Below are 24,104 nucleotides of genomic sequence, written 5' to 3' on the forward strand. Positions count from 1 at the left end.
CAAAACTGCTTGATTGGTTTTTTATTGGCAAATTACAGCCACTTAAATAATATGCTCTATTACTGTCAATACTATGCTATGTGTAATCATATCCAAAGCGCATAGGTGAACGGTAAAATGTAATAGGGTGAAATATTATGAAGAAAGCAAAAGAAAAATTTGATTTTAAGGCTTTCGGGCAAGCCATAAAAGAAGCAAGAAAGGCAAAGGGTATCTCACGCAACCAGTTAGCGGACAGGCTGAACATTGCGCCGCGCTATATCGCGTCCATTGAGAACAGCGGACAGCACCCAAGCCTATAAATCTTTTATGAGCTTGTCACCTTTTTAGATGTGTCGGTAGACCAGTTCTTTTTCCCGAACGTGGAAACGGACAACTCTACGCAACGGCGGCAGCTCGACAGTCTGCTTGCCGATATGAGCAGCCGGGATTTAATGATTATGACGGCAACAGCAAAGGGAATACAGGAAGCGAACAGCAAAGAAACGGGGGAATAAAATCCTCCGTTTTTTTGTTTGTGTGCCAAGCATGGCACTAATCTTGCTGGTGAAAGTCCAGCCACGGGTTTTTACCGCCAAGTGTAGCGAATCACAAGTCGGTATCAGTAATGATATAGATGGAGGAAGTGGTGTAGCAAAGTTCTTGAGCCTACGAACAGAAACTTGATAAGGCGATTAGGTGGGGAAGGCTGCAAACCAAGCCGAAGCCCAAATGGTAAACGTAAACCGAAGTTGTAAATCAAGAGGTTGTGGAATGAAAGATTAGTGTCTTACCTTGGGAGATCCTACCCACATATCGTAAGATATGGTCGAAAAAGGTTTGGGGAGGGAGTCAGATGAAGTCATAGTAGGGGTAAAAGCCGAAGGACTGAAACGATTTATAGTACGAATCGTTATTAAGAGAATTATGCATTAGCCAGAAATCAGATGGACTGGAAAAGTAGGAACGTAACCGAGGAATACTGTCTGGATCGAGAGGGGTGATGTGCATAAATTTTGTGATAATAAGAGGAGTAACAACAATGGAATTAATAGATGTGATTACATCAAAGGGAAATCTAAACAGAGCTTATAAGAAAGTAGCAGCGAATAAAGGGGCAGGTGGAGTTGACGGAATGAAAGTCGGGGAACTTGGTGCATACATCAAAGGAAACAAAGACGAAATTGTTCAATCAATCAGAAACCGAACCTATATGCCCAAACCAGTACGAAGAGTTTATATTCCGAAAGATAATGGAAAAATGAGGCCATTGGGGATTCCAACGGTTTTAGATAGAGTAATACAACAAGCGATTGCTCAGCCAATTATAGAAATTTATGAAGAAATATTCAGTGAGTTTAGCTATGGTTTCAGACCTGGAAGAAGTTGTCATGATGCCATAAAACAAGCACTGGAGTATCTGAACGAGGGATATGAATGGGTGATAGACATAGATATAGAGCAATTCTTTGATAAAGTAAATCATGACAAATTAATTCAAATTCTTAGAGAGCAAGTGAATGACAGTACCACATTGCACCTGATTCGGAAATATCTGAAAGCAGGAGCAATGGAAAAAGGGCTGGAAAAAGCAACAATAAGCGGAGTGCCACAAGGTGGTCCCCTGTCTGTAGTGCTGTCAAACGTATATCTTGATAAATTAGATAAGGAACTGGAACAAAGGGGACTTCGGTTTACGAGGTACGCAGATGACACAATGGTATTCACTAAAAGTGAAAAAGCAGCCAACAGAGTAATGAAATCCATAACAGAATGGATAGAAAGAAAGCTGTTCCTAAAGGTTAATGTTACAAAAACGAAAGTAGTCAGACCAACAAGCAGTAAGTATCTTGGCTTCACTTTTCTCAAACATGGAGGGGAATGGAAAGTAAAACCCACAACAGAAAAGAAAAAGAAACTGAAACAGAAGCTAAGTGAATACCTTAAAAGAAATAAAGCTATTGCACGACCGCTGGCTGAAACAATTAAACGAGTGAATGAAATAGCGAGAGGGTGGATTAATTATTTCAGAATCGGAATGATGAAACAATTTATGGAAGAGTTTGGAGCATGGCTAAGGCACAAGACGAGGGTGATAGTTCTAAAACAATGGAAAGTGTCTAAGAGAATATACAAAAATCTGTGCTGTTTAAACCATAAATACAAGTGTGGATTTGACCATGAAGCCATATATAAGGTAGCAAACTCAAGGCTCGGTTGGTATAGACGAAGCGGAATGAATGTTGTTAATTATATAATCAGTCCGGAAGTACTGGAAACAAGAATAAAGGACGGAGCAGGACTGCTCAATCCTTTAAACTATTATCTAAGAAATGTTGGAATATAGGTTGTAGAGCCGTATACGAGACCCGTACGTACGGTTCAATGAGAGGGAAATAACACTCGCTGTTATTTCTCTACTCTATTTGCAGCTATTGGGAACGTCGCAAATTGCGGCGTTTTTCTTTTGCAAAAGTCCGTCAAATCAAAGGTTCCCGGTGTTGTAGGTAATGAGAAGAAAGTTTCATAGCAAGCATAGGAAGTGTAGCCACACTTCCGTATTTTGCCCGCCTGCGGCTTGTCGGCAAAATGCTTGTTGGGAAGTGTCCCAAACCCTCTGAAAACGGAAAGGAGCGATACAATGGCAAACAGGACAAGACCGCTTATCCTGCGTGTCCCGGTCAACGAACAGGAACGGGAATTGATAGAGCAGAAAATGAAGCTGATACCCACGAAAAACTTTGCGGCATACGCCCGGAAAATGCTGATTGACGGGTATATCATTCAGATAGACCATAGCGACATTAAAGCTATGACGGCAGAGATACAGAAAATCGGGGTCAACGTCAACCAGATAGCGCGACGGGCGAACGCCACGGGCAGCGTATACCAAGAGGACATAGACGAGATTAAGAGGGTGCTGAATGAGATATGGCGGTTACAAAGATTAAGCCTATTAAAAGCACTCTAAGCAAAGCCCTTGACTATATCCAAAACCCGGAAAAGACGGACGGTAAAATGCTTGTGTCCTCGTTCGGCTGCTCTTATGAAACGGCAGACATTGAGTTTGAATATACCTTATCGCAAGCGTTGGATAAGGGAAGCAACTTAGCCCATCACCTCATACAGTCCTTTGAGCCGGGGGAAGTCGATTACCAGACCGCCCATGAAATCGGACGGCAGCTTGCCGACGCTGTAACCAAAGGACAGCATGAATATGTTTTGACGACACACATAGACAAGGGGCATATCCATAATCACATCATATTTTGTGCTGCTAACTTCGTAGATCACCACAAGTACGTTTCCAACAGACGGACATATTACGGCATACGGAACATGAGTGACAGGCTGTGCCGTGAACATGGCTTGTCCGTAGTGGTTCCGGGTAAAGGCAGCAAGGGAAAAAGCTATGCAGAATACCAAGCGGAAAAGACGGGGACGAGTTGGAAAGGAAAGTTAAAGATTGCCGTTGACGCGCTCATTCCCCAAGTGGCAGACTTTGAGGAATTATTGCGACGGTTGGAAGCGGTGGGCTATGAAATCAAACGGGGTAAATACATATCCTGCCGCGCTCCCGGACAGGAACGCTTTACCCGTTTGAAAACCCTCGGCGCGGACTATACAGAGGAAGCCATCACCGAACGGATAAGCGGCAAGCGCATACGCGCCGCCAAAGCTACACGGGCAGAGAAAAAGGGTGTGTCCCTGCTGATAGATATTGAAAACAGTATTAAGGCGCAAGAAAGCCGTGGTTATGAGCAATGGGCGAAAATCCACAATCTGAAACAGGCGGCAAAGACGCTCAACTTCCTTACGGAACATCAGATTGAACAGTATGCGGATTTAGTCAGTAGGATTGAGGAAGTCACGGCGGCAAGCGAACAGACCGCCGACGTGCTAAAGAGCATGGAAAAGCGGCTTGCTGATATGGCGTTGCTGATTAAGAACATCACGACATACCAAAAGACAAAGCCCGCCTATGACGCATACCGCAAAGCAAAGAACAAAAAGCAATACCGCGCCGCCCATGAGGGAAATATCATTATGCATGAAGCGGCAGCAAAGGCATTAAAAGCGGCGGGCATATCCGGCAAGCTCCCCAACGTCGCCGCCCTGCAAGCCGAATATGAAAAGCTCCAAGAGCAGCGAGAAGCCCTATATACTGATTATGGCAAGCTAAAAAAGCAAGTCGGAGAATACGCCGTTATCAAGAGTAACATTGACGGTATTTTGAGACAGAACAGAGAGCCAGAAAAAGAACGGCAGGCAGAGCGGGAATAAAAATCAGAGCATAGCAACTTTTAAAAATTGCTATGCTCTAATTTAGTCTAACAAACGCATAAATGTAAACATTTTCTTTTTATTAAGTGCTGCTACAAATGTCCCTAAAACGACTTCAAAGTCAACAAACTCGCACACAAAATCGATAAAATATTCCGCTATTTGGTTTAATACTTCTTCCTCGTCTATCTGCCCACTACCTATTTCATCTTTAAATATAATAAAAGTGTTATCTAATTCTTCAAAGATATTTTTAATGTCATCAACTTTATTAGAACTATTGCGAAAATATCTATATGACAAAACACTGTCGCTTAACTCATTAACAGTTGAACGAAGTGTTCGTATTACACCATGAAAATCACTCATATTTTTTTGAATGTACTCTTTTATCTCATTTATCAATGATTGACGAAAAGAATAGTCCTCTGTTTTTCTGAGAATATAGTAAAAAGGTTCTACGTCATAGAAATCGTGCATACGTTTATTGTTGTTGGCACACTTTATAACTTCAAAATCATTGAAATGTTCAAATATTTCCATAAAAAAATACATTTGAATTAGCAAAGTTCTACGAATAACGCTATATTTTTCCATATCTTTTTTCTTGTTAAAAAATTCCGCACAATAGTAAAAAATAATTGCAGCAGCAACAGAAGCTGCTAATTGTGTGATAACGGAAAGAATATTAGCAATAGAATGATATATAATATCAGCACCATCAAATAATTCTGGAACATTGTTAAACATCAAATATATTTTTTCAAACAACATAATACAAACACAAATAATAAATGGTATTAAAAATTGAATATTATACTTTTGTTCAGTTGAAATACATTCAACTTTAGGATTAAACATAACTTTCCTCCTCCTTGAAATTGATTATACCATATTATTCAAAAATTTAAAAGAACCGGGCGCGGTAGCCAATCACTGGCCACCGCTCCCGGTTTTGTTGTGGGGCTGTTTTCTTCGTCCTGTCACGCGATAGAACGCCTATTTTGAGGGGAAAGGTATCAATCCCTTGCCGCTTGATTTTCATGCCCAGAAAACCCCATTACATAAGGGCTTTATCGCCCCTACTGCGTGACAATAGCCGCTGTTTCCGCTTGCATTCTGCGGCTTGTCTACGGCTGTATTCGCTTTCGGCAGTCCGGGCAGTATTTGACGCTGTTTGAGCTTGAAGCAAAGGACGCGCCGCACACTTCACAATACCGCCTGTCCTCCGGGGCGTAGAGATCTGCATACAGTTCTTTGTCAAGGGGCAGGACAGCAGCGCGGAACCACTTGTAGAGCAGGGAAAAGGAAATGGTCTGCGGGCAAACGCACTCGTCCCCGTCGTCCAGAAGAATACAGTTGCCGCAATCATAGTTGCAGCACTCCCGGCGCACAAGGGCGTTCACCCTGCGGCTCTGGGGCGGTGCAAGCCGCCTTATCCCGGCCATACCTCGTCAGCGGCGTAAACGGCACGCTCCGCGTACTCCGATTCGGTCAGCGCGTCGATTTTGGAAAGGGTGCGGGCGGCAAGTTCCCGCAAATCCGGCTCCATGAACGGCAGCGCGGCGTTGATGTTGCCGACAAGCTCCTGTTGGCTGCTATAAAAGCACCTCCTTTTGGATATAAGAAAACCCGCCACATTGGGCGGGCTAAATAAATCAACTATTTAATGCTTTATTATAATTACTTTAACATTTCCTGCATTTTCGATATCTCGTCTAAATTCCTCTTCGTTTTGAATGAACCCCAAATCATATACGACAAATAATTGTCGTTCATACTGTTTGCCATAAGCTGTAATATCAGCACTTATTTCTTCAATAATTTTTGATTTTCTACCTTCTCGCAAAAGTTTTACTTCAATGCACAAACGCAATTTGGGAATGATGAAATCTGGTATGTACTCTTTTCCAGAAAACTCAAACTTTCCTGTTTCCCTGTCATAATCAGTTCCTTTGTTTAAACCGCGTCCTAGCAATAAAGACTCAATAGCATTTTGAACTTCTATCTCTTTTTGCGGTTTTCCAAATATTACTGTGCGTAAACGGGAATGTATGAAATTCTCAAGATTATCAAATTCATCGTCAGCAAAATCCATATTTGCCTCTAAACTTGAATAGAGCATTTTTCCACTCACCAAAACTTGTTCGAGAATTTTCTTCTGCACTGGCCACACTGAATCTCCCCAGCTGGGTATTTTTTCTATCTCAAATGTATAAATAAGAGAAGGTACCTTTAGTAACTTTTTAGTACATTCGGCAAGGTCATTATATGTATGAGCCATATCTCCAAAACAAGAATATCTTCCTATCTCTGGCGTATTTGTGTCGTGTAGTATACCTTGAACAGTGTCGTTAAAGCCTTTTATTTGTGCAAGTAAAATTTTCAATTCCTTAGTTTCATCTAATGTATTTTTTGCCACAATGACACCTCCTTATTTTTTATTATTGTACCATCTCCTTTCACCAAAATATAGCACTTTCTATGAATTTGTCACTTCCTTCGGCTTCGTCGTCATAACCTTGTATAGCTCGGTGTCTTTCGGGATACGGTCTACAAAGGGCAGCACCACATTTCCGTAGAAGATAAGCCCCTCGCCTGCTTCGGTGTGGGTAACATATTTCATCTGCTGCGGCGATATGGAAAGCTGCTTCGCAAGGATAGCCCGGTCGCCGGCTGCTTGATTGAGCATAAGCACAAAGTCAGAGTTTTCAAAGATGTTCTCCACCTCGCGGTTGCTCAATAAGTCTTTGACGTTCTGCGTGCTTGCTGTCGGTATACCCGGCGCGTTCAAGCTCCCGTATCGCTTCCCGGATAGCGTCTATTTTTTCCCGATTGATAAGGGATAGCCCAGCAAGGATGTAATCCCAATCCTCCGGCAAGGACAGCATTTGCGACAACAAGCCCTTTGCCTTTAAGGTCAGTTCCTTGTTGCGTAGGTGGTGGTTGCTCATGACGGTATAGCTCTTGTTTCGTTCCATGCGGAAAACTGCCATAGCTCCATCACTCTTTTGCTGTGGATTTGTCACGCAATAGGACGGCGTTTTTGAGGGTTTCGGTATATTTCCCTTGCCCGGTCAAAACCGCACCCGTAAAGCCCCATGATACAAGGCTTTCTTTGCCCCTACTGCGTGACATGAGGGCATAAAAAAAGCGGCGTTCCAGTTCTTCCATGTGGAAGTAAGAAACGCCGCCTGTCTGGTGGTGTATTATACTTTTCTATTTCATTGCTGATGTGCCACGTCATTTCTGACGGTGGTATGGGGTTATCTTCAAAAGGATTTTGGCGGCATATCAAAGCTAACTCCGTAAGTAGTAAATTGGTAGTAATTTCAGTCTACAATCCTTTGAAAACGCCCATAAATCAAGGGTTTTCCGAGATAATCATTGAATTTTAAAAGAAACAAGTTTAAAGACTATAATAATTTTCATATTGTAAACGGTGATTTTGGACTTTATGATTATGGAGATAAAAAGTTTGACTTAGTTTATTCAGCGGCAACAATACAATGGATACCAGAACCAATTGCTTTTTCTAAAAGTTTTGAACTGCTAAAAAGCGGTGGCTATCTTGCTATGATGACGTTACACGGAGATTACAAGACGCCAAACGAAACACTCTATACTGAATTACAAGAAGTGTATTCTACATATTTTAAGCCAGAAACACAATACACACAAAGACTTATTTATCGCAATGCACTTAATTATGGTTTTGTAGATTTTCAAGAATATAAGTTTCAAAGCGAACGCACCTACAATGCTGAAAGCTATATTGAATATCTTGGCACACACTGTGACCATATTGTTTTGCAAGAACCATACAGAACTAATTTCTACAATGGTATAAGAGCGGCTATATTAAAACATCATGACAAAATAAATTTTTGTGATACGATAACATTGTATTTAACAAAAAAACCTTAATTTCCTATTATGGCACTTGTTGGAGGTCCCCTCCCCAATCCCCTGTACCACTGCCCTCGAAAACATACTTTCAACGTTTCATGGAAAGAATGCCTGAAGCAAACCCAGGGATCATACGTTGATCCTGTCTGCTTCAGGCATTCTTTTTATTGCGATCCGTATTTATATTTTAATCAATTCGTATTCCTTATTTCCAAGACCGATTTTTACGCCGTGTTCTACTGCGGTTTTCCAGTTGGTATCCGGGTGAACGTCTGTAAAGTGGTCGTGGTGCCCGCTGCCGTGCTTTTCCAGAATGCTTCCTGCAATAACCGGCTGGCTGTTGACGGCGTCCACACAGGCCATATCGAGGGCCACCGGATCGAAGGAGGCGAACATGCCGACATTGGGAATAATCGGGATATCGTTCTCGGAGTGGCAGTCACAGTTTGGTGAGACGTCTGTAACGAGGCTGATATGGAAGCAGGGGCGGTCCTTCACGACTGCATACGTGTATTCCGCGATCTTGCAGTTTAAGATGTCGTTGGACTCATCACAGTCTGTCTCCACGGCATCTACCGGACAGACTCCGACACAGCGTCCGCAGCCGACACAGCGATTGTGATCGATAGAGGCCTTTTTCTCCTGGAAGGAGATGGCTCCGTGCGCACAGATTTTCTCGCAGGCGTGACAGCCGACACAGGTATCCTGCGCGACGTGGGGCTTCCCGGCGTTATGCATCTCCATCTTGCCGGCGCGGGAACCGCAGCCCATGCCGATGTTCTTTAAGGTGCCCCCGAAACCGGTGCTCTCATGGCCCTTGAAATGGGTCAGGGAAATGAAGATATCGGCATCCATGACGGCGCGTCCGATCTTTGCTTCCTTTATGTAGTCACCATCGATGGGGACCAGAGCCTCATCGGTGCCCTTTAAACCGTCGGCGATCAGAACGTGGCAGCCGGTAGAGAAGGGGGAAAAACCGTTCTCGTAAGCGGTGTCAAGGTGATCCAGGGCATTCTTGCGGCTTCCGACGTACAGTGTGTTGCAGTCGGTCAGAAACGGTTTTCCGCCGTTTTCACGAACCAGGTCTGCGACGACCTTTGCGTAGTTGGGACGGAGAAAAGATAAGTTGCCCAGTTCTCCAAAATGAATCTTGATTGCCGCGTATTTGTTCTGAAAATCAATCTGCTCCATGCCGGCAGTTTTAATAAGCCTCTTTAGCTTCTGCGGCAGATTTTCTGAAAATGTGGTGTGAAAATTTGTATAGTAAACCTTTGATTTATCCATGTGCACCTCCTGTGCGTGATTGATAAAATTTTCCATCTAGATATTATACTGTAAATGAGGGAGGAGTTCAAGACGTTTTCATTGTTTCCGCGTAACAGTTCAGCCTTCGCTTCCAGCTGCTGCCCGGCCCGGCGCTTTCGTTTCCTGGACCTTTCCGGTTCCGGTTTCGGGCATAAGCATTTGTTACGTTTCCGCAACTCCCCCGGTCTGGATATTGAATTATGGAAAATTTTGTGATAAACTAGGGAGAAAATATGACTTAACAACACAGGAGGAAGAATCATGAGCCAGAATAAGCGTTCCAGAGAGACAGTTTGTATTCAGGGCGGATGGCAGCCGAAGAGCGGAGAACCCAGAGTACTTCCGATCTATCAGAGTACTACATTTAAATATGATGACAGCGATAAGATGGGCAGACTGTTCGATCTGGAGGACGAGGGATATTTCTATACCCGCTTAGCCAATCCGACGAACGACGCGGTGGCATCGAAAATATGTGAACTGGAGGGCGGCGTGGCCGCGATGCTGACATCCTCAGGACAGGCAGCGTCATTTTTCTCTATTTTAAATATCTGCGGGGAAGGAGATCACGTGATCAGTTCTGCGGCAATCTATGGCGGAACGACCAATCTCTTTACCGTGACACTTAAGAAACTGGGAATTGATTCGACTCTGGTGGATCCGGATGCGACAGAGGAAGAGCTGGAGAAGGCATTTAAGCCGAATACGAAGGCGGTATTTGGTGAGACTATCGCCAATCCGGCCCTGGTGGTTCTGGATATTGAAAAGTTTGCGAGGGCAGCACACAGACACGGCGTGCCGCTGATTATTGACAATACGTTTGCAACTCCGATCAACTGCCGTCCGTTTGAGTGGGGCGCCGATATCGTGACCCATTCTACCACAAAGTACATGGACGGCCATGCAACCTGCGTGGGCGGCTGCATCGTGGACAGCGGCAATTTTGACTGGGAAGCGAATGCGGAGAAGTTCCCCGGACTGACCACTCCGGATGAATCTTATCACGGCATCGTTTATACACAGAAATTCGGAAAGATGGCCTATATTATGAAAGCGACGGCTCAGCTTATGCGTGATCTTGGCTCTATCCAGTCACCGATGAACGCATTCCTTTTAAATCTTGGCTTGGAGACGCTGCATTTACGTGTGCCGCGCCACTGTGAGAACGCGCTGCGCGTGGCGGAATACTTAAAATCCCGCGATGATGTGGAGTGGGTGAACTATCCGGGATTAAAGGGAGACAAGTACTATGAACTGGCTCAGAAGTACATGCCGGACGGAACCTGCGGCGTAATTTCCTTTGGACTGAAGGGGGGACGCGACGCGGCCGTTACATTTATGGACCGCCTGAAGCTGGCCGCCATCGTGACTCATGTTGCGGATGCGCGTACTTCCGTGCTTCATCCGGCAAGCCATACCCACAGACAGCTGACCGATGAGCAGCTGGTGGAAGCGGGCGTGGATCCTTCTATGATCCGCTTCAGCGTTGGGATCGAGAACGTGGATGATATTATTGAAGATATCCGCCAGGCACTGGAATAGAGACAGGCGGCAGAAACGAAAAGAATAAGGTATCTGGTCGGTACAGAGGAACCCGGCAGGCATGATTTTTATGCCTGCCGGGTTCTTTTTGTGCGCCGGGAGCTCTTGTTATCTTGCAAAAAAGCCCATATCTTCTCCGGAATCAAGTGACGTTATCCGGTGGGATTCCATGCTGTCCCTGTTTTTTGCCTTCCATTTCCGCGGTGAAGTGCCCGTTACCATCTGAAACTGGCGGTTAAAGCTGGAGAGTGTGGAAAATCCCACCATTTTGGATATCTCACTGACGGGTGTATTTGTATGTACCAGAAAGTAGCACGCCTGCCGGATCCTCAGATGATGGATATAGTCGAGCGGCGGCAAATGGATGATTTCCTCAAAGATCCTGCGAAAATGAGGCTCGCTCAGTCCGCAGAGTGCCGCCAGACCGGGCACGGTTATTTTCTGGCTGTAGAAGCTTCGGATGTGCAGAATAGCTGGATAGATACGCAGATTCTGCCTGGCCTCGCCGCTGATTTTCCGATCGGGACAGATGCGGAGATACTCTGTAATAAAGGCCATGAAAAGGCCTCTTAAGGCGTCCCGGTACCCAGTTTCATGGTGATAGAATTCCTCGAACATCCTGCATACAAAGAAAATCAGAGCGGGATGCTCCTGTTTCGAAAATAAATTGGAGAACTGCGGATCGTCAAAGAGAAGGCGGCTGTCTTTTGCGATTAAGTGAAAATCTCCGGTAGGAAACATAAGCTTGGGATCGAAAAGGATATACTCCCAGTGGCTGACCACGCGGCTGTCACTGCAGGAAATATGAATTGTATTTTCTGGAATGATGCAGATATCACCTTCAGAAAATGCAAGAGCCTTCTGCTCGACGTAGAATGTGCCATGACCGCTTAAACAGTATCCGATCTCCATGCAGTTGTGAAAATGCATGGAATCGGCATGATCGGGAAGAATCCACCGGTCTCCCAGGAAAGCAAAGGAAGGGAAGTCCAATGGAAGATTATAATGGCGATATTGAAGATCGGTCGATGACGGTGATCGATTTTGCATAGTTTTCGCTCCTTCATGCAAAGAATTTTTATATTACATCCGCTATACTTCTCATATCAGTACAGACAATCCTTCCTGCAAAAATGAAAGGAATGATACCTGTAAAAGAAGGAAAGGAGGTTATATGACGGAAACTGGAATCGATGCTGTAAGGCGATGGATGGAGAGTCATCGCAATGACATTATAGAAGATATGAGAAGAATTGTAAATATCCGCAGTGTTTCAGAACCGGACTCCGATGTGCTTCCGTTTGGAAAGGGATGCCGGAAGGTACTGGATACCATGCTGGAACTGGCGGCCGGGAAAGGCTTTAAAACGGATTGCTTCAATTATTACGGCGGGAAAATATCGTTTGCTTCCGGCAGTGGAAAGGAAATTGGAATCTGGTCTCATTTGGATGTGGTGCCGGAGGGAAACGGCTGGACCTATCCGCCCTATGAAATGACTGTTGTGGATGATTTCCTCATAGGGAGAGGCGTTCAGGACAATAAATCATCGGCAGTGGGAATCCTCTATGTGCTGCTCTATCTGAAAGAATTCGTTTCCCTTAACTGCAATTACAGTCTCTATGTGGGATGCAGTGAGGAAAATACGATGGATGATGCCGCCTATATGATTGCTCATGTGCCAATGCCGGAGGTGTCTCTGGTTGCCGACTGCGGATTTCCGGTCTGCCATGGGGAAAAGGGGAATTTAAGTCTGGTGTTTGAGACACGGGAGCTTCTGCCCGAAACAGTTATTTCCGTGGAAGGGGGCAGCAGTGCCAACTCGATTCCCGATCAGGCTCGTATCGTATATCGCTCCGGCGTAGTGACAAAAGAGCAGAAGGAGCGTCTCCGGTTATCTCCCGAAATAACGGTTATGGATGGGGAACATGGAACTGTAGTGGAAGCTTCCGGAAGAGCGGCCCACATCATCAGTCCGGAGCAGGGAAAAAGTGCGGTGACAATTCTCGCGAAAGAATTGATGGCCTGCGGCCTGAATGAGAGGAGTGCCGGAGAAAATCAATGGATAGAGTTTTTGCGTGACTGCGGACGCGACGGCTATGGGACAGGAATCGGCGCTGCGGTATCGGACACGGTATCCGGCTGTCTGGTGGGGGGAATTACCGGCCTGGCAGTCACTTCCGGCAGTGAGAGAAGGCTTAAAATCACAGCAGACTACCGGTATCCTGTTCTGGACAGCCGGGGCGCCTGCTCCGACGGTTCGGAGACTCTGGAAAAAATGCGGGAAGCGGCCCGCCGTTACGGTCTGAGGCTGTGTGTCAGGAAGAATTCGGGAGCCATGTACTGCCCTGCTGATAATCCGGTGGTGCAGTGTCTGACAGACAGCTACCATAAATATTCTGGCTATGATAATCCGGCATACACGATGAGCGGCGGTACCTATGCAAGAAAGCTGCCGGGAGGTCTGGGGTTTGGCATGGCGCTGCCGGGAAAGAAGGTATACCGTCCGGATCCGGCACGGCCGGTCGGTGACTTTCATCAGGCGGACGAGTCGATCTGTATCAGCCAGCTTTTGGAAGCCATGGCCATTTATACCATGTGCCTGATTGACTTAGACAGACATATATGACTGCCTGCAGCTGTGTATGTGGTTATATAAATAATTAAGACAGAAAATTGGAGGAAAGTATGACAAAGACAGAGCGCCTGATGAAGGCATTTGAGAATGAGAAAGTAGACCGGGTACCAGTGGGATTCTGGTTCCATCTGCCGGAAGATATGGAGTTGGATCAGGAGTGTGTGGATGCACATATTGATTATTTCCATCGATGTAATGTAGATATGGTGAAAATTATGTGCGATGGGTATTTTGACTATCCAAATTCCATAATTTCCCAGATAAAAGAGCCGGAGGACTGGTTTAAAATGATCCCTATGGGTCAGGATCATCCATTTATTACCGGTCAGGTGAAACGGGCGAAGGAGATTGTGAAGAGATTGGACGGAGAGGCGTGCGCTTTCTATAACGTATTCTGCCCCATGTCATATTTGCGGTTCGCGACATCCGATGAACTGCTGATGAATCATCTGCGGCAGAATCCGGAGGCAGTACTTTATGCCATGGACGTCATCGCTCAGGATGCGGCGCTTCTGTCCGAACTGCTGATCCGGGAAGCTGGCTGTACGGGAATTTATTACTGTGTACAGAATGCGGAGGAGTACCGTTTTACGGCGGAGGAGTACCGTAAGTACGTGAGACCGGGGGATTTAAAGGTCTTAGAGCACGCTAACCGGTTCAGTGATAGTAATATTCTGCACTGCTGTGGATGGGCCGGGGATAAAAACCGGGTGGAGGTGTGGCAGGATTATCCGGCAAAGGTGATCAACTGGGCCACCTTCATCGAAGACATGGACTTGACAGAGGGAAAGGCATTCTTCGGCGGCAGATGTGTGCTGGGCGGATTTGATAACAGGCCTCAGGGCGTGCTTTGCTCCGGGACGAAGGAGGAAGTGGAGGCGTATACTGCAGCACTTCTTGAAAAACACGGAACCAGAGGAGTGGTTATCGGCGCCGACTGTACACTTCCGAGAAATATTGATTTAAACAGGATTTCCTGGGTAGTCGAAGCAGTCGGGAAATATGGGAGAGGAGAATAGGTTATGAATTATGCGGCAAAGGATACCCGCTATGACACTATGGTTTACAATCGGTGCGGAGCGGGCGGATTAAAGCTTCCGGCCATGTCATTTGGCCTCTGGCATAATTTCGGATATGGCAGCACATACAGCAATGCCAGGGAAATGGTGCTGGGCGCATTCGATATGGGAATTACACATTTTGATCTGGCCAACAATTATGGGCCGCCGGAGGGATCCGCAGAGGAGACCTTTGGAAAGATTTTGCAGAGCGATCTGGGAAAATACCGGGATGAACTGATTATTTCCACAAAGGCAGGGTACTACATGTGGCCTGGTCCTTACGGAGACGGCGGTTCCAAAAAATATCTGACGGCTTCCTTAGACCAGAGCTTAAAACGCATGGGACTGGATTATGTGGATATCTACTACCATCACAGGCCCGACAAAGAGACGCCGTTGTGGGAGACAATGGATGCGCTGGCGGGGCTGGTGCACCAGGGGAAAGCACTTTACATAGGATTGTCGAACTACAACCGGGAAGAGCTTATGGAAGCAGTGGAAATTTTGAAGGAACTGAAGGTTCCGTGCACCATTCATCAGCATCACTATTCCATGGTGTACAGAGAAAATGAAAAACTGCTGCCTGTCATTGAGGCGTCGGGGATGGGGGCGATCGCATTCTGTCCTCTGGAACAAGGCATTCTGACCGGTAAATATTTAAATGGGATTCCAGGGGATTCCAGAGCGGCCGGACACAGTGTGTTTCTGTCAGAGAAGCAGATTACGCCTGAGACTTTGGAGATGACCTCGTCATTAAATGAAGTAGCTGCGGAGCGTGGGCAGTCTCTGGCTCAGATGGCTCTGGTATGGGCTCTGGAAGCGGGCAGGCTGAGCAGCGTGATCCTGGGGGCCAGCAGACTGGCACAGCTGGAGGAAAATGTGGCTGCACTGAAGAACAGGGAATTTACATCGGAAGAGAAAAGACGGATCGAAGAGATCCTCAAATAAAAAAAGGAGAGGTATATGATGATGAAAAAAAGATTACTGGCACTTGGCATGGCAGGCGTGATGGCATTCTCACTGGCAGGATGCGGATCGGGAAACGGCAGCGCAGGAACAGAGGGGGGAGCGAAGACAGAGAGCAAAACCGAGGCAGAGGCGGGGGCTGAGAATGGGACCGCCGGGGGCGGCGGTGAAAAAGTAAAGCTGACATTCTATGATTGGAGTGATGAGCAGTCATACCTTGATCCTGCCGTGGCGGCGTATAATGCCCAGAGCGACGTGGCCGAGGTGGAGGTGGTTTATTTCCCGCCGACCGAGTACGCAGATAAGATCCTGGCGTCCTTCTCCAGCGGGGTGGAGTTCGATGTTTTGGGTGTCAATGGAATCGCTCCCTACGGAGATTATCAGAATAAGAAGACAATTCAGGATATCACTTCTTACGTAGAGCAGTCCGGTCTGGATACCTCTGTATACGGACAGGTATTCGAGGAGTGCAACCAGGAGGGGATCTTCGGCCTTCCTTACCGCCAGGCGGTATGGCTGCTTTTTATCAACGAGGAGCTGTTTAAGAAAGCCGGATTAGACGTTCCTACAGAGCAGCTTACCTGGAACGAATACCGGGAGCTGGCAAAAAAACTGACGACGGACAAAACGTACGGCGGCCTGGTTGGCATGGATAACTTTGTCTATATGCAGCAGATGGGCGGAAGTGTTATGGATGAGGACACCACAATTATCCGGGAAAATCTGGAACTCTGGAAAGCGCTCCACGAGGATGGAAGTCACGTACCGTTTGAGGAAAAGCTGGAGATGGGGCAGAATGTAGGGTCACTTTTCACCACAGCTCCTGCTGAGACTGTCGCCACGTTCCAGAATGGTACATGGGGTGTCGCTTCTTACAACTTAAAGTATGAGAGCGGTGAAATGCCATTCAAGTATAAAGTTATGCCAATGCCAATTCCAGAAGGCTCCAGGGACTATACGGCGCCATGTGCCATGAATTTTCTATCCGTATCAAAAACCAGCAAGCATCCGGCCGAGGCTTATGATTTTATTCAGTGGATGTGTACCCATGACGGAGCTAAGATCATTGCAGAAAACAGTACGCTGACCGCGTACAATGACGATGAGATCAAGGATATTTACTTAAAGTCAGCAGGACAGTCTGATGACACGCTTGCAAAAATTGTATTCTCGGAAAACAATGCCATCGATACAAAATACCATCCCAAGTACGCTGAGGTAGAGACGATCCTGAAGGAAGAGATGGAGCTGTATATGGTCGGTGAGCAGGATATCGATACCACGATGAAAAATTTTGAATCGAGAAGAGCTGATGTGATCAATTAAACGTGTGGGAGACGTGATGTCCGGCTGATAAGCCGGATATCCGTCTGCACGGGTTTATGCAGGAAGGAGTGGTACGATTGAAGAATCAGAAGAAAACAAAAATCAAAATGACGAAAATGGCAAGGAGAGAGGAAGTAGCCGGTTACTTGTTTCTGCTGCCGAATATGATCGGTTTTTTCATATTTACACTGGTACCGGTCGTCTGGGGACTGCTGCTGTCGCTGACAAATTACGACGGATTCAGTGAGGCGGCATTTGTAGGCCTTGCTAATTTTAAGAAGCTGTTTCACGACGACTATTTTTATACATCGCTGCGAAATAATATTTATTATTCCATAGTCAGTGTGACACTCACACTATTATTTGGGCTGCTGCTGGCCGTGCTGCTTCAGCAGAAGCTAAAGGGAAGCGAAGTATTTAAGACAATCTTTTTCTTCCCGCAGCTGACGTCCAGCGTGGCCTTTGGCGTGATCTTTATGGCGCTGTTTCGCGGGGAAGGCCCGGTGAACAGCGTTCTCACCATACTGGGAATGGCAAACCCGCCGAAATGGCTGACTTCGACAGCATGGTCCATGACGACGATTACCATTGTCTCAATCATCAAAAATATGGGGTATTATATGGTTTTGTTTCTGTCGGGCTTACAGTCTGTCTCAGAAGAACTTTATGAGGCGGCTTCCCTTGACGGGGCAGGTCCATGGAAAAAGTTTAAAAGCATTACGCTGCCTCTTTTATCACCAACCACGTTTCTCTGTACTGTCATGTGCATCATCAATTCCTTCAAGGTATTCGACCTGGTAAATATTATGACAGACGGCGGTCCGGGACGTTCCTCCAATGTTCTGGTATACAGGATTTATCAGGAAGCTTTTCAGAACTACAAGTTTGGTTATGCCTCGGCCTATGCCGTAGTGTTATTCGTACTCGTATTTATTGTGACTATGATCCAGTTCCAGGGACAGAAAAAATGGGTAAATTATTAGAGAGGAGATTCCTATGAACAAGAGTACAGCAGAACGTATTACCGGTAAGGTATTATCTTACCTCGTATTCTTTTGTTTTGCGGCAGTGACAATCCTGCCATTTCTGTGGATGACCTCCACCGCGTTTAAATTCGAGCAGGACGTTTTCCGGTTTCCCATCGAGTGGATTCCTTCCTCGATTCGCTGGAAAAATTTTCAGGATGTATTTACGAAAATTCCGTATTTGAATTACTATTGGAATTCAATCAGGCTGTCGGTCATTATTACAGTGCTGACACTGCTGACCAGCTCGCTGGCAGCCTATTCCTTTGCAAAACTCCGCTATCGCGGACGGGACCAGCTGTTCCTTTTATATCTGGCCACACTTATGGTGCCATGGCAGGTCATCATGATCCCTCAGTTTATGGTAATCTCGAAGCTGAAGCTGGCGGATACCCATCTGTCATTAATCCTGACCCAGAGCTTCACTCCATTTGGAGTATTCCTGCTCAGACAGGCATTTATGGGGATTTCAGAGGAGTACTCCCAGGCGGCAAAGATTGACGGCTGTACCCATCTGGGAATCTGTTTCAGGATCATCCTGCCTATGGTAAAACCGGGGCTTTCGGCACTGACCATATTTACATTTATGGGCTGCTGGAACGACTACCTGGCCCCACTGATTTTCCTTACCTCCAACAGCAAAAGAACGCTTCAGCTGGGACTGAAATACTTCCAGGCGGAACACAGTACTTCGTTTGCACTTTTAATGGCGGGCACCTTAATGGCGCTTATTCCGGTCCTGATCGTGTACGTGATGGCACAGAAGCAGATTATTAAAGGAATGGCTAATGCGGGCGGCATCAAAGGTTAGAGCGTACGCTGGGAAGATAGGGGGAATACCTGACATTTTTCTTCCGGACGCTGCACTTTTCCTGGCGCCATTTGCTGGGACTTTTCTGGTAAGACTTGAGGAACGCGCGGTTAAAGGCGGAGAGAGACTGAAAACCGGATTCCAATGCGATATCCAGGATGCTCATTTCCGTGCTGTAGAGCAGCTCGCACGCCTTCTGGAGCTTTACCATTCGAATGTAATCCGCAGGGCTCTGTGTCATTATCTGTTTAAAGATCCTGCCAAACTGGGCGACGCTTAAATGGCAGGCGCCGGCGAGCTCACCGGTAGTCATAAAAGAGGCGTTATTGCTGCCAATGAGCTCCAGCGCCGGAAGAATCGGCGTCATATCCCGCAGTCTCTCGAAGGAATGAACGGTATTTTCCAGTCCGTTGATCCGGGATAGCTCTACCATCATGGCCAGAATCAGTCCGCGGACAGTATTATGATAGTAGGGACGCTTTCGGCGCAGTTCATCGAAGACAGATATGATCAACTGATACAGAACACGAAAACGCTCCATGGGAAATACACAGGAGCAGCCCTGATTTCTGTTATACCAGAGAAGATGCTCCGGGAGACCATTTGGATAGAACGGCTTTAAAAGTTCCTCGGGACTGAAATAGAGATATTCGCAGTCTTCCCCTTCCTGTCCCGCCCGGTTTTGAGAGATATGGATGGTATAAGGCGGGATTACACTGATATCACCGGTGCAGAAGCGCTCATGACTGTCTTCTACATAAAGGTCCTTTCCGCCGGCGTGACAGATTCCGATTTCCACGCAGTTGTGGAAATGGAGGTAGGTCAGGGGACCGCTGCTTCCGGGGGAGAAGGAGAATTCGCCTTGCAGAAGAGCTATGCAGGGAAAGCTTTCGGGAAGTTTGTATTCCCTGTATTCTAATTCGACTAAATAACCGTGATACTGGAACATTGGAACCATCTCCTGTTTTAAGTAACAATATAATTATCATACTCTGTCGTTTTCTTCTTGTAAAGCAGGAAATCGGATATGCGGCCGGATAGGTAAAGTACGGTCTGAATGACAGATGGGAAACAGTACATGGGGAGATTCAAAAATAATAAAGAGATGAAATGCGAGGAACCTGGAGATGACAAAAGACGATATCAGATATCAGGCATATATGAAGATTTTGCGGGAGGAGCTGGTGCCGGCTATGGGCTGTACGGAGCCGATTGCTCTGGCATACTGCTGCGCGAAGGCGAGAGCAGTTCTTGGAGCCGTTCCGGACCGATGTGTGGTAGAGGCCAGCGGAAATATCATTAAAAATGTAAAAAGCGTCGTAGTTCCCAATACGGGCGGCTTGAAAGGGATTGAGGCAGCGGCAGCGGCAGGGATCGTGGCGGGGAATGAAGAGCGGGAACTGGAGGTACTCTCTGATGTGACTGCGCGGCAGAAACTGGAGATCAAAGCCTATTTGGAAGAGAACCATATCGAGGTGCGGCCTCTGGAGACAGAGGAGGTGCTGGATATGGCGGTGACCGTATACTGCGGATCTAATCAGGCCAGGGTAAGAATTACCGGCTGCCATACAAAGATTGTGCTGATGGAACGGAATGGAGAAGTCCTGTTGGAAATGGCTGAACAGAAAGCCGCAAGAAGACCGGACTCTGACCGGACCCTTTTGAATGTGGAGTCCATCTGTGAGTTTTCCAATTCGGTGGATACGGAGGAAATCAGTGAAATCCTGGATTGCCAGATTGAATATAATACGGCAATCTCAAAGGAAGGGCTCAGGAACAGCTACGGAGCCAACATTGGAAGGACCATCTTAAAAGCATACGGCGATAGAGTTGAGGTGAGAGCCAGGGCTGCTGCTGCTGCGGCTTCTGATGCCAGGATGAGCGGCTGTGAGCTGCCGGTCGTCATTAACTCGGGAAGTGGGAATCAGGGGCTGGCTGCCTCGCTGCCTGTAATCGAATACGCGAAGGAGCTGAAGTGCAGCAAAGAGCGGCTCTACCGGGCACTGGTACTTTCCAATCTGATTGCCATCCATCTGAAGACGGGATTGGGCCGCCTGTCCGCATACTGTGGTGCCGTCAGTGCCGGCAGCGGGGCAGGATGCGGCATCGCATGGCTGAAAGGCGCGGATTTTAAGGCGATCGCACATACGCTGGTCAACAGCCTGGCTATTGTTTCAGGAATTGTCTGTGACGGGGCGAAGCCATCCTGCGCGGCGAAGATCGCGGCCTCTGTGGATGCCGGTATCCTGGGATATTCCATGTATTTAAACGGCCAGCAGTTTTACGGCGGGGATGGAATTGTCTCAAAGGGGGTAGAAAACACGATCCGGAATATCGGCCGTCTGGGCAAAGACGGTATGAAAGAGACGGATCGGGAGATTATCCGGATTATGACGGAATGCTGAGCAATCTATGCGTGTAGATTTCAAGGGGGCTGGCAGGCGGTCTTCTCTCTGGGATTGTTGCACATTAGAGTCACATGGTGTATAATGTGTAATGATTTATACAGGAGAGGAGACAAAGGATGAAGAAGGCTAGAAAACTTTTGAGGATCATATTCGGGCGAACTGCGTTTGTGGTGATGTCACTGCTGCTGCAGATATCGATACTGCTTGCAGGTTTCCGCTTCCTGAGTCATTACATGGTCTATATTTACGGAGGATTTACGCTGCTCAGTGCATTTGTGATCCTCTATGTCGTAAATAAGGATGAGAATCCAAGCTTTAAGCTGGCGTGGATCATTCCGATTACGGTGATTCCCGTGTTCGGCACGCTGCTCTATCTCTTTCTGGAGCTGCAGTGGGAAGGGAAGATCATCAACAGGAAGCTGCGGGAGAATATCTCAGATACGCAGCCGTATCTGAAACAGAATCCCCGTTATATGGAGCAGCTGGCAAAAACAAGCAGGAGCAACGCGAATCTGGCCGCCTATATCGAGAACTCCGGCAGCTATCCGGTCTACGGCAACACCAATGTGAAGTATTATCCGGTGGGCGAAGAGATGTTCGAGGACATGAAGAAGGAGCTGGAGAAGGCGAAACGCTTCATTTTCATGGAATATTTTATCGTGGAACGCGGGGAGATGTGGGACAGCCTCTTAGAGATTCTGGAGCGCAAGGTGCAGGAAGGCGTGGAAGTCCGGTTTATGTATGACGGCATGTGCTGCCTCGTCCTCCTCCCGTACAGCTACCCCAGGGAATTGAGGGCCAAGGGCTTAAAGGCCAAGATGTTCGCGCCGATCAGACCGGCCCTGTCCACCTACCAGAATAACCGGGACCACAGAAAGATTCTGGTGATCGACGGACACACGGCATTTACGGGCGGCATTAACCTGGCGGATGAGTATATCAACAGGAAGGTGCGTTTCGGCCACTGGAAGGATACCGGCATCATGGTGAAGGGCGACGCGGTCACCAGCTTTACGATGATGTTTCTCCAGATGTGGAATATTACGGAGAAGGAGCCGGAGGATTACGGCCGGTATCTGAGGGATCCGGAATTTTTCTATCCGCCGGAGCTGTCCATGGAGGGCTTCGTGATCCCGTACGGCGACAGTCCCCTGGATCAGGAGACCGTGGGAGAGCTGGTGTACCTCGATATCATCAACACAGCCAGAAACTACGTACATATTATGACGCCGTATCTGATTCTCAACTACGAACTGGTACAGGCCCTGCAGTTTGCGGCCAAGCGCGGCGTCGAGACGATCATCATTATGCCCCATATTCCGGACAAGGAGTACGCTTTCCTGCTGGCCAAGGCGCATTATGAGGAGCTGATCCGTGCGGGTGTGCAGATTTACGAGTACACGCCGGGCTTTGTCCATGCCAAGGTCTTTACCAGCGATGACGAGAAGGCGGTGGTCGGCACGATCAATATGGATTACAGAAGCCTGTATCTGCACTTTGAGTGTGCGGCCTATATTTACCGCAACGAGGTGATTAAGGATGTGGAGAGGGACTTTAAGGAGACGCTGGCCAAGAGCCAGGTAATCACTCTGGAGGAGTGCCGGCACTATCCGTGGTATAAGAAGTTTGCGGGGCGCGTGCTGCGGCTGTTTGCACCGCTTATGTAGAACTGCGGGCGGCCGCTTCTAAAGGAAGCTGGCCGCCGCGTACAGAATGAGAAAAAACGCTATATTGACTGCGGTGAACACTGCCAGATAATGGGAAACCTTATCTGGCAGTTCTTTTATGTAGAATTTCAGAGAAATCAGGCTGGCCAGCGAGGCAATGGGCGTTCCCAGACCTCCCAGGTTCGTCCCGAGCAGGAGCGGTTTCCAGTCGTTAGTAAAACCGGATAGGAGCACCGCCGCCGGAACATTGCTGATAAACTGGCTCGTCAGAGCGGAGAAAAGCACCGGATTACGGTTCAGAATCTCTGCCATAAAGCGCTTTAACCAGTCGAGCCGCCCCATGTTGCCTGCGAACAGGAAGAAGCAGACGAAGGTGAGGAGCAGAAGGTAATCCGCGGTGCGAAACAGCTTTCTGTCGAAGAGCAGGAGACAGACGACGGTGACGGCCAGCACGATCCGGTAATCCAGAACCCGGAATACGGACAGGAGGCAGAGAAGGAACAAAAACAAAAAGAGCGCCGGATGAGCGTTTTTTTCCGGGGCTGCCGCCGGAGCGTCAAACCGGATCTGCATGGGGATCCGGGGAATGCAAAACACTGCCGCGGTGAGGAGCAGGAAGCTCAGAACGGTTAAGGGCAGCAGGACCGCGAAGAAGCTGCCTGCCGGTATGGAAAAACGACCGTACAGGAAGAGGTTCTGCGGGTTTCCCACCGGGGTGGCCATGCTCCCCAAGTTTGCCGCCACAGTCTGGAGCACCACGATCCAGGCCATATACTTCTTTTCGCCGATCATATCCAGAATGAGGATCGTAAAGGGGACGAAGGTCAGGAGAGCCACGTCATTGGTGATCAGCATGGAACAGAAGAAGGGCAGCATAACCAGCATCCAGGAGAGCTGCCGGAAATTATTCTCGCCGGAAAGCAGTTTCCTCGCCATCAGGACGAAGAGGCCGCATTCCTGAAATCCGGCCACCACCACCATCAGACAGAATAAAAGGGCCAGGACCCGGAAGTCCACGTATCCGATGTAGGCGGCAGAGGGCGGGACGAGAAACATGGAAAAAACGGCACAGACCAGGGAAACCGTCAGAATTGTATCTTTTTTTGCGGCGGCCAGAATACGGCCGCCGATGGCCTTTCGTGTAAGGTTCAAGAGTTAGCCTCCTTATGCAGTGCAGTGCTGTGAC

The 24,104-nt window shown here is 47.5% G+C and carries 21 protein-coding genes and 3 pseudogenes; 14 read left to right on the top strand and 10 right to left on the bottom strand.

All coding sequences use genetic code 11. The annotated features are described in order from the left end of the window. The first annotated feature begins 137 nt into the window (after positions 1-137). From H8S80_RS04710 to H8S80_RS04725, 4 genes and pseudogenes are all read left to right on the top strand, one after another. Positions 138-497: pseudogene (locus tag H8S80_RS04710) on the top strand (helix-turn-helix domain-containing protein). A gap of 524 nt (positions 498-1,021) precedes the next feature. Beyond that, positions 1,022-2,326 (top strand): group II intron reverse transcriptase/maturase, encoded by a 1,305-nt coding sequence (gene ltrA, locus H8S80_RS04715; RefSeq protein ID WP_117630370.1) that lies wholly within the window; start codon positions 1,022-1,024, stop codon positions 2,324-2,326. A 294-nt stretch (positions 2,327-2,620) separates the two neighbouring features. Then, positions 2,621-2,950, top strand: coding sequence for a plasmid mobilization protein (locus tag H8S80_RS04720; RefSeq protein WP_117630371.1), 330 nt, complete (start codon positions 2,621-2,623; stop codon positions 2,948-2,950). Next, on the top strand, positions 2,911-4,263 hold the full coding sequence (locus H8S80_RS04725; protein ID WP_117630372.1) for a relaxase/mobilization nuclease domain-containing protein: 1,353 nt from the start codon (positions 2,911-2,913) through the stop codon (positions 4,261-4,263). Before H8S80_RS04720 ends, H8S80_RS04725 begins: the two co-directional genes overlap by 40 nt. Before the next feature lie 42 nt (positions 4,264-4,305). Here H8S80_RS04725 and H8S80_RS04730 read toward each other — a convergent pair whose 3' ends face one another. The 6 genes and pseudogenes from H8S80_RS04730 to H8S80_RS04755 all read right to left on the bottom strand — a co-directional run. After that, positions 4,306-5,124, bottom strand: a complete 819-nt coding sequence (locus H8S80_RS04730) for a hypothetical protein (RefSeq protein WP_117630373.1) — start codon at positions 5,122-5,124, stop codon at positions 4,306-4,308. A 269-nt stretch (positions 5,125-5,393) separates the two neighbouring features. Then, a complete protein-coding gene (locus H8S80_RS04735) occupies positions 5,394-5,711 on the bottom strand; it encodes a cysteine-rich VLP domain-containing protein (protein ID WP_117630374.1) in 318 nt (105 codons plus the stop codon). Continuing rightward, entirely contained in the window at positions 5,699-5,902 is a 204-nt protein-coding gene (locus H8S80_RS33995) for a transposon-transfer assisting family protein (RefSeq protein WP_117630375.1), read from the bottom strand. The genes H8S80_RS04735 and H8S80_RS33995 overlap by 13 nt, the downstream gene beginning before the upstream one ends. 27 nt (positions 5,903-5,929) lie before the next feature. Then, a complete protein-coding gene (locus tag H8S80_RS34740; RefSeq protein ID WP_117630376.1) occupies positions 5,930-6,685 on the bottom strand; it encodes a PD-(D/E)XK nuclease domain-containing protein in 756 nt (251 codons plus the stop codon). A gap of 60 nt (positions 6,686-6,745) precedes the next feature. Next, a pseudogene (locus H8S80_RS04750) lies at positions 6,746-7,045 on the bottom strand (VirB4-like conjugal transfer ATPase, CD1110 family); the annotation flags it as partial. Further along, a pseudogene (locus H8S80_RS04755) lies at positions 7,041-7,259 on the bottom strand (helix-turn-helix domain-containing protein); the annotation flags it as partial. The pseudogenes H8S80_RS04755 and H8S80_RS04750, both read right to left, overlap by 5 nt. A gap of 391 nt (positions 7,260-7,650) precedes the next feature. Between H8S80_RS04755 and H8S80_RS04760 the strand changes: the two are divergent. Next, a complete protein-coding gene (locus H8S80_RS04760; protein ID WP_243007811.1) occupies positions 7,651-8,190 on the top strand; it encodes a methyltransferase domain-containing protein in 540 nt (179 codons plus the stop codon). A gap of 162 nt (positions 8,191-8,352) precedes the next feature. On the opposite strand, the gene H8S80_RS04765 is transcribed toward H8S80_RS04760, so the two are convergent. Further along, positions 8,353-9,456: a DUF362 domain-containing protein gene (locus tag H8S80_RS04765; RefSeq protein ID WP_002600058.1), complete on the bottom strand. Its 1,104-nt coding sequence runs from the start codon at positions 9,454-9,456 to the stop codon at positions 8,353-8,355. Positions 9,457-9,738: 282 nt separating this feature from the next. Here H8S80_RS04765 and H8S80_RS04770 point away from each other — a divergent pair, with 282 nt between their 5' ends. Continuing rightward, positions 9,739-11,019 carry an O-acetylhomoserine aminocarboxypropyltransferase/cysteine synthase family protein gene (locus H8S80_RS04770; protein ID WP_025531013.1) on the top strand — a complete coding sequence of 427 codons (1,281 nt, stop codon included), beginning with the start codon at positions 9,739-9,741 and terminating at the stop codon, positions 11,017-11,019. Positions 11,020-11,127: 108 nt separating this feature from the next. Here the strand turns inward: H8S80_RS04770 and H8S80_RS04775 are convergent, their stop codons facing one another. After that, positions 11,128-12,069, bottom strand: a complete 942-nt coding sequence (locus H8S80_RS04775) for a helix-turn-helix domain-containing protein (RefSeq protein ID WP_117630377.1) — start codon at positions 12,067-12,069, stop codon at positions 11,128-11,130. 124 nt (positions 12,070-12,193) lie between these two features. Here H8S80_RS04775 and H8S80_RS04780 point away from each other — a divergent pair, with 124 nt between their 5' ends. The 6 genes from H8S80_RS04780 (at position 12,194) to H8S80_RS04805 (ending at position 18,843) form a co-directional block, all read left to right on the top strand. Beyond that, positions 12,194-13,645, top strand: coding sequence for a Sapep family Mn(2+)-dependent dipeptidase (locus tag H8S80_RS04780; RefSeq protein WP_117630378.1), 1,452 nt, complete (start codon positions 12,194-12,196; stop codon positions 13,643-13,645). A 59-nt stretch (positions 13,646-13,704) separates the two neighbouring features. Continuing rightward, positions 13,705-14,673, top strand: coding sequence for a uroporphyrinogen decarboxylase family protein (locus H8S80_RS04785; protein ID WP_117630379.1), 969 nt, complete (start codon positions 13,705-13,707; stop codon positions 14,671-14,673). Between the two features lie 3 nt (positions 14,674-14,676). Further along, a complete protein-coding gene (locus H8S80_RS04790) occupies positions 14,677-15,663 on the top strand; it encodes an aldo/keto reductase (protein WP_117630380.1) in 987 nt (328 codons plus the stop codon). A 15-nt stretch (positions 15,664-15,678) separates the two neighbouring features. Further along, positions 15,679-17,007, top strand: coding sequence for an ABC transporter substrate-binding protein (locus H8S80_RS04795; RefSeq protein ID WP_117630381.1), 1,329 nt, complete (start codon positions 15,679-15,681; stop codon positions 17,005-17,007). A gap of 68 nt (positions 17,008-17,075) precedes the next feature. After that, a complete protein-coding gene (locus H8S80_RS04800) occupies positions 17,076-17,990 on the top strand; it encodes a carbohydrate ABC transporter permease (protein WP_320952025.1) in 915 nt (304 codons plus the stop codon). 13 nt (positions 17,991-18,003) lie between these two features. Next, complete coding sequence (locus tag H8S80_RS04805; protein WP_117630382.1) at positions 18,004-18,843, top strand: carbohydrate ABC transporter permease; 840 nt, start codon at positions 18,004-18,006, stop codon at positions 18,841-18,843. On the opposite strand, the gene H8S80_RS04810 is transcribed toward H8S80_RS04805, so the two are convergent. Next, a complete protein-coding gene (locus tag H8S80_RS04810; protein WP_181987857.1) occupies positions 18,833-19,792 on the bottom strand; it encodes an AraC family transcriptional regulator in 960 nt (319 codons plus the stop codon). The two genes, H8S80_RS04805 and H8S80_RS04810, sit on opposite strands and share 11 nt — an antisense overlap. A gap of 178 nt (positions 19,793-19,970) precedes the next feature. Here H8S80_RS04810 and H8S80_RS04815 point away from each other — a divergent pair, with 178 nt between their 5' ends. Both H8S80_RS04815 and cls read left to right on the top strand, forming a co-directional pair. Next, positions 19,971-21,248, top strand: a complete 1,278-nt coding sequence (locus H8S80_RS04815) for an L-cysteine desulfidase family protein (RefSeq protein ID WP_002600048.1) — start codon at positions 19,971-19,973, stop codon at positions 21,246-21,248. A gap of 119 nt (positions 21,249-21,367) precedes the next feature. Beyond that, on the top strand, positions 21,368-22,918 hold the full coding sequence (gene cls / locus H8S80_RS04820) for a cardiolipin synthase (protein ID WP_117630384.1): 1,551 nt from the start codon (positions 21,368-21,370) through the stop codon (positions 22,916-22,918). A gap of 18 nt (positions 22,919-22,936) precedes the next feature. On the opposite strand, the gene H8S80_RS04825 is transcribed toward cls, so the two are convergent. Continuing rightward, on the bottom strand, positions 22,937-24,070 hold the full coding sequence (locus H8S80_RS04825; RefSeq protein ID WP_117630385.1) for an SLC13 family permease: 1,134 nt from the start codon (positions 24,068-24,070) through the stop codon (positions 22,937-22,939). Between the last annotated feature and the right edge of the window lie 34 nt (positions 24,071-24,104).

The organism is Hungatella sp. L36 (assembly GCF_014288035.1).

Coding starts and splice junctions, on each gene's coding strand:
- ltrA (WP_117630370.1), top strand. CDS start 1,022: ATGGAATTAATAGATGTGATTACATCAAAGGGAAATCTAAACAGAGCT.
- H8S80_RS04720 (WP_117630371.1), top strand. CDS start 2,621: ATGGCAAACAGGACAAGACCGCTTATCCTGCGTGTCCCGGTCAACGAA.
- H8S80_RS04725 (WP_117630372.1), top strand. CDS start 2,911: ATGGCGGTTACAAAGATTAAGCCTATTAAAAGCACTCTAAGCAAAGCC.
- H8S80_RS04730 (WP_117630373.1), bottom strand. CDS start 5,124: ATGTTTAATCCTAAAGTTGAATGTATTTCAACTGAACAAAAGTATAAT.
- H8S80_RS04735 (WP_117630374.1), bottom strand. CDS start 5,711: ATGGCCGGGATAAGGCGGCTTGCACCGCCCCAGAGCCGCAGGGTGAAC.
- H8S80_RS04765 (WP_002600058.1), bottom strand. CDS start 9,456: ATGGATAAATCAAAGGTTTACTATACAAATTTTCACACCACATTTTCA.
- H8S80_RS04770 (WP_025531013.1), top strand. CDS start 9,739: ATGAGCCAGAATAAGCGTTCCAGAGAGACAGTTTGTATTCAGGGCGGA.
- H8S80_RS04775 (WP_117630377.1), bottom strand. CDS start 12,069: ATGCAAAATCGATCACCGTCATCGACCGATCTTCAATATCGCCATTAT.
- H8S80_RS04780 (WP_117630378.1), top strand. CDS start 12,194: ATGACGGAAACTGGAATCGATGCTGTAAGGCGATGGATGGAGAGTCAT.
- H8S80_RS04785 (WP_117630379.1), top strand. CDS start 13,705: ATGACAAAGACAGAGCGCCTGATGAAGGCATTTGAGAATGAGAAAGTA.
- H8S80_RS04790 (WP_117630380.1), top strand. CDS start 14,677: ATGAATTATGCGGCAAAGGATACCCGCTATGACACTATGGTTTACAAT.
- H8S80_RS04795 (WP_117630381.1), top strand. CDS start 15,679: ATGATGATGAAAAAAAGATTACTGGCACTTGGCATGGCAGGCGTGATG.
- H8S80_RS04805 (WP_117630382.1), top strand. CDS start 18,004: ATGAACAAGAGTACAGCAGAACGTATTACCGGTAAGGTATTATCTTAC.
- H8S80_RS04810 (WP_181987857.1), bottom strand. CDS start 19,792: ATGTTCCAGTATCACGGTTATTTAGTCGAATTAGAATACAGGGAATAC.
- H8S80_RS04815 (WP_002600048.1), top strand. CDS start 19,971: ATGACAAAAGACGATATCAGATATCAGGCATATATGAAGATTTTGCGG.
- cls (WP_117630384.1), top strand. CDS start 21,368: ATGAAGAAGGCTAGAAAACTTTTGAGGATCATATTCGGGCGAACTGCG.